The following is a 5,542-nucleotide window of genomic DNA, read 5'->3' on the forward strand; positions in this document are numbered from 1 at the left end:
CACGGGGTGGACAATCCCGATGTCAGCTACCGCGACAGCCTGGCCGAAGAGCATGGCAAGGATGCGGGCAGGTACAGCCTGATCCTCGCCAATCCGCCCTTTGCTGGATCGCTCGATTACGATGCGACCGCCAAGAACCTCCAACAGATCGTCAAGACGAAGAAGACCGAGCTGCTGTTCCTCGCCCTGTTCCTGCGCTTGCTCAAAACGGGCGGACGCGCGGCGGTGGTAGTGCCCGATGGCGTGCTGTTCGGATCATCCAAGGCGCACCAGGAATTGCGCAAGCTGCTGGTCGAGAAGCACAAGCTCGAAGGCGTGCTGAAACTGCCCTCGGGCGTGTTCCGGCCCTATGCGGGCGTGTCGACCGCCGTTCTGTTTTTCACCAAGACCGGCGTAGGCGGGACGGATCATGTCTGGTTCTACGACATGCAGGCCGATGGCTACTCGCTGGACGACAAGCGCACAGCGCTGTTGCCGGAGGAGAAGCTAGGTCTGCAATTCACCTCGCCGTTGTCGGCAGAGGAGCATGCCAAGAACAACCTGCCCGATGTGCTGATCCGCTGGGGCAAGCGCGACGGTGACGAGCGTGAGAACCCGCGCACTGCGCAGAGCTTCACCGTGCCCAAGGACGAAATCGCCGCGACCGGCACCTATGACCTCTCGCTCAACCGCTACAAGCAGGTCGAGCACATGGAAGTCACGCACGACAAGCCCGCCGACATCATCAAGGAATTGCGGACGCTGGAGCAGGAAATCAGCGACGGCCTCGCTAAGCTGGAGGCGATGCTGGGATGAGAACGGGACAACTGGGCGATCACGTCGAAATTCTATCAGGCTTCGCCTTTAAGTCAGACCGCTTCAATGATGAAGGCCAGGGGCTTCCCCTAGTACGCATAAGGGACGTGAAACCCGCTAGATCACAAACCTACTTCGACGGCGACTACGATGCCCGCTTTGTGCTTTCCGACGGCGACCTGCTCGTTGGAATGGACGGTGAATTCAATTGCGCGCGCTGGGCAGGTGGGCCAGCCCTTCTCAATCAGCGCGTTTGCCGGGTTCGTGCAGCGTCACAGCAACTGGACGAGCAGTATCTGTTTTGGTTTTTGCCCAAAGCCTTGAAGGATATCGAAGATCGATCCAATTTTGTGACGGTCAAGCATCTGTCGGCCAAGCAAATCAACGAGATTGAAATCCCGCTACCTTCGCTCGACGAGCAAAAGCGGATTGCGGCGATCCTTGATCAGGCGGACGAGCTGCGCTGCAAGCGCCAGCGCGCCATCGACCGACTCAACCAACTAGGGCAAGCCATCTTTCACGAGATGTTTGGCGATCCCGTTGCTCCATCGAATAGGCTCGCAAGCAGACTCATCGATATCGCTGAGCTCATCAATGGCGATCGCTCTTCAAATTACCCCAGCGGAAATGACATCAAAGACGAAGGGATTCTATTTCTCAACACTACGAACATTAGGGCTGGCGAGCTAGATTTCACGAAGGCTCAGTTCATTAACGAAGCGAAATTTCGTTCGCTATCGCGAGGAAAGCTTCAGCGAGGTGATCTGGTAATCACGTTGCGCGGAACCCTTGGGCAATGCGCACTCTTCGACTGCCAATATGAGACTGGCTTCATCAACGCCCAGATGATGATCATTAGGGCAAAAGCCACTGTTCTTCCCAGATTCCTTAGGGAATATATTTCCTTCCCTTCCGTGCAGGCCAAATTGAAGGGGGCAAACAGCGGCTCGGCGGTCCCGCAGCTCACTGCTACTCAAATGAAAGAGATGCAGATTTTGCTTCCTGCATTGGATGATCAGCGGCGTTTTGTGGACGCCATCGATTCCGCGCGGTCGGTCCAAAATGAAATCGTCGCGCACGCAAATCGGCTCGATGGACTTTTCGCCAGCCTCCAACACCGCGCCTTCCAAGGGGAGCTGTAATCATGCGCGGCGAGCTTCTCAATGTATGGGACAAGGTCTGGTCGGAGGTTTTCGTCAAGCTTTCGAAGCACAAGGGCGCGCCAACCGAGCTTTTCTCAGAGCTCTATGATGCGATCATCCCCTTGCCAATTCCTCCTGCTGAACCTGCTGAGCCGACACAATTTGATGAGGACGGTAGGCTGACGGACCCCAATGAAATTGCGGCGGAGGAGGCTTATAACAAGGCGCTTGACGACTTTGGGGCGGCTCGTTCGCACTATGAGCAAGCCGTCTCAGGAAATTCGAAAGCACGCCGGTGGTTGCGTACCGAGTTGCCGCTGCACATCACTAGTGAAAGCAAGGCATTGGCCGCCTTGGCCGCAGTGCATGGCCGGGTTCGCGATATTGGCGGCGATGCATTAAGCAACCGCTACTTCAATCTCGTTGAAGCCTTCATCGACAAGTACAGCCTGCGATATGATCTTCGCCGACCCTTCTCGATGCATCCAACACTGCCGGGAATTTTTGCCCGAGTAGTGCGAAATCTCAAGGCCGCCGCTCAGACTGATCCGCATCTGGCCACGGCATTCCATGAATTTGAGGACGCCCTACGCGACCTGACAGCCGAACGGACGCCGAACAGAATCAAGACCTGCATCGCCAAGCAGACAAATTTTTTAGAAGCGATTGGTCAAATTGCTCCGAATGTGACGGGCAACACACTTGGGCAGATTTGCGATCAAGTCGGCACTTGGCCGCACGATCGAATCAAAGACTCTATGAAAAATATGTACGGCTTCGCATCGAACTACCCCGGAATTAGGCATGGTGGCACGCCGGCCAATCAAATTCGCGAAATGGAAATGCGTGATTTGGTCTCCGTCTGCGTGGTGCTGTTTGGGTTTGCGCCATACCTGACTGATCAACTTAATTATGACGATATCTACTCAATCGGGGAAGCCGCATGAGTCAGTTCGCCTTCCTCCAAGCTGAATTTGCCGAGGTTTATGGCCTCGCGAGGAAGGCGGAAAAGCTTGCCCTGTCCGATCCGCGCGGGAGCTGTTTTCATTCCCGACTTGCGCTCGAAAGCGCGGTCAAGTGGATGTATGACCATGACCGCAGTCTGCATTCGCCCTATGACCCGACGCTTTCAGCGCTGATCCATGAGGGCACGTTCCGCTCTCTGGTCGGCAACGCGCTCGTCACCAAGGCGCGGATCATCAAGGACCTGGGCAACGTCGCGGTGCATGAAACGCGGCCCGTTCCCGAGAAGTCCGCGACCGACTGCCTGAAGCAGCTCTTCGATTTCTGCTACTGGCTGATGCGCACCTATGCGCGCGGGGCCAAGCCCGATCCCGCCGTGCAGTTCTCAGTGGCCGCCTTGCCCCGCGCGGTGCAGGTGGAGGTTTCAACCCTCAAGAAATTGCAGGCTCTCGCCAAGGAGCGCGAGGAAGCAGCAGTAGCGCTAGCCGAAGAGCAGGCCTCCCGCATCAAGAGCGAGGAAGACCGCGCCGCGCTCGATGCGCAGATCAAAGAGCTTCAGGCGCAGATCGAGGCGATCAAGGCCGAGAATGCCATGGTCGAAGATACCCACGATTACAACGAAGCCGAAACCCGCGACATCTGGATCGACCGCTTGCTGGCCGAGGCGGGCTGGCCGCTCGACCAGCCGCGCGACCGCGAATATCCCGTCACCGGCATGCCCAGCACGTCCGGCGAAGGCTTTGTCGACTATGTCCTATGGGGCGATGACGGCAAGCCGCTCGCGGTGATCGAAGCCAAGCGCACCAAGCGCGATCCGCGTGAAGGCCAGCAGCAGGCCAAGCTCTATGCCGATTGCCTGGAGCAGCAGTTCGGCGTGCGACCGCTGATCTACTACACCAATGGCTACAAGCATTGGCTGTGGGACGATGGAGCCTATCCGCCCCGCGAGGTGCATGGCTTCTACAAGAAGGACGAGCTGGAGCTGTGGCGCCAGCGCAAGGCCGCGCGCCGGTCGATTGCGACCACCAAGATCGATGAGAATATTGCCGGGCGGTATTATCAGACCCGCGCCATCCGCCGGATAGGCGAGGCGTTCGAGAAGGACCGCCAGCGCAAGGCTCTGCTGGTGATGGCGACGGGCTCGGGCAAGACCCGCACCGTAATCGCGCTGGTCGATCAGCTGATGCGCGCCAATTGGTGCAAGCGCGTGCTGTTTTTGGCCGACCGCGTGGCGCTGGTGAAGCAGGCGCATAACGCCTTCAAGGCGCACATCCCGACGACGCCGAGCGCCAATCTGATCGAGAAGCACGACGCCAAGAAGAATGACCACAATGGCGCGCGCGTATGTGTGGCGACCTACCCCACGATGATGGGGCTGATCGATGAGATGCAGAACGGGCAGAAGCGCTATGGCCCGGGGCATTTTGATCTCATCGTGATCGATGAAGCGCACCGATCGGTTTACCGCAAATACCGCGCAATCTTCGACTATTTCGACAGCCTGCTCGTCGGGCTGACCGCGACGCCCCGAGATGAGATTGACCGCGACACCTATTCGCTCTTCGAGCTTGAGCGCGGCGTGCCGACCGACAGCTACGATCTCGATGAGGCGGTGGCCGACGGCTTCCTTGTCCCGCCTACGCCGATCTCGGTGCCCACCCGCTTCATGCGCGAGGGCATCAAATACGATCAGCTCTCCGATGAGGACAAGGAGAAGTGGGATCTGCTCGAATGGGAGGGCCAGCTTCCCAAGGGCGATGTCGATCCGGCTGCACTCAACAAATGGCTGTTCAACGAGGACACCGTCGACAAGGTGCTTGAGCACCTTATGGTGAACGGCCTTAAGGTTGCCGAAGGAGATCGCCTTGGAAAGACGATCATCTTCGCGAAGAACCACAAGCACGCGCAGTTCATCGCCGAACGGTTCGATGCCAACTATCCGCATCTGAAGGGCTCGTTTGCCCGCGTGATCGACTACTCGGTTGAATACCCGCAATCGCTGATCGACAATTTCTCAATTGCCGACAAACCGCCGCACATCGCCATCTCGGTCGATATGCTCGATACCGGCATCGACGTGCCTGAGGTGCTGAATCTCGTCTTCTTCAAGGTGGTACGCTCCAAAACCAAATTCTGGCAGATGATCGGCCGCGGTACCCGCCTTCGTAAAGACCTGTTCGGCCCTGGCCGGGACAAGACCGAATTCCTGATATTCGACTACTGCCAAAATTTCGAGTTCTTCAACGAGAACCCAAACCTGAAGGAGGCCAAGCAATCAACCTCCCTTAACGAGAAGCTTTTCACCACGCGCGTAGAGCTCGCCATGCAACTGGCAGGCTTGTCCGATGAGGAACGCGGTCACGGTCTGGCGCAGCTAGACAAGGACACGCGCGACTACCTTTTCGACGAGGTTGCTGCCATGAACCTCGACAACTTCCTTGTCCGCGCCAAGCGCAAGGAGGTCGAGGAATTCCAGAAGCGCGAAGCATGGAACGACATCGGCTCGAATGAGCGCGAGGTGCTAATCGGCGAGATCGCTGGGCTGCCTTCGGCCCGTGAAGATACTGACATTGCCGCGAAGCAATTCGACTATATCATCCTGAAGGGGCAGCTTGCTCTTCTTCAAAATGATGCGTCGTTCA

The 5,542-nt window shown here is 57.6% G+C and carries 4 protein-coding genes; all 4 read left to right on the plus strand.

Annotated elements, in window-relative coordinates; translation table 11 throughout:
- On the plus strand, positions 1 to 795 hold a 795-nt coding region (locus A3736_RS01090; RefSeq protein ID WP_156501907.1), incomplete at its 5' end, for a class I SAM-dependent DNA methyltransferase.
- Positions 792 to 1,937 (plus strand): restriction endonuclease subunit S, encoded by a 1,146-nt coding sequence (locus A3736_RS17275; protein ID WP_067678132.1) that lies wholly within the window; start codon positions 792 to 794, stop codon positions 1,935 to 1,937. The genes A3736_RS01090 and A3736_RS17275, both read left to right, overlap by 4 nt.
- Positions 1,938 to 1,939: 2 nt before the next feature.
- On the plus strand, positions 1,940 to 2,884 hold the full coding sequence (locus A3736_RS01100; protein ID WP_067678135.1) for a hypothetical protein: 945 nt from the start codon (positions 1,940 to 1,942) through the stop codon (positions 2,882 to 2,884).
- On the plus strand, positions 2,881 to 5,542 hold a 2,662-nt coding region (locus A3736_RS01105; RefSeq protein WP_067678138.1), incomplete at its 3' end, for a DEAD/DEAH box helicase family protein. The genes A3736_RS01100 and A3736_RS01105, both read left to right, overlap by 4 nt.

It is taken from the genome of Erythrobacter sp. HI0063, assembly GCF_001635685.1.
Lineage (GTDB): Bacteria > Pseudomonadota > Alphaproteobacteria > Sphingomonadales > Sphingomonadaceae > Qipengyuania.

Excerpts from the sequence above, each read along its gene's own strand:
- A3736_RS17275 (WP_067678132.1), top strand. The coding sequence starts at position 792 with ATGAGAACGGGACAACTGGGCGATCACGTCGAAATTCTATCAGGCTTC.
- A3736_RS01100 (WP_067678135.1), top strand. The coding sequence starts at position 1,940 with ATGCGCGGCGAGCTTCTCAATGTATGGGACAAGGTCTGGTCGGAGGTT.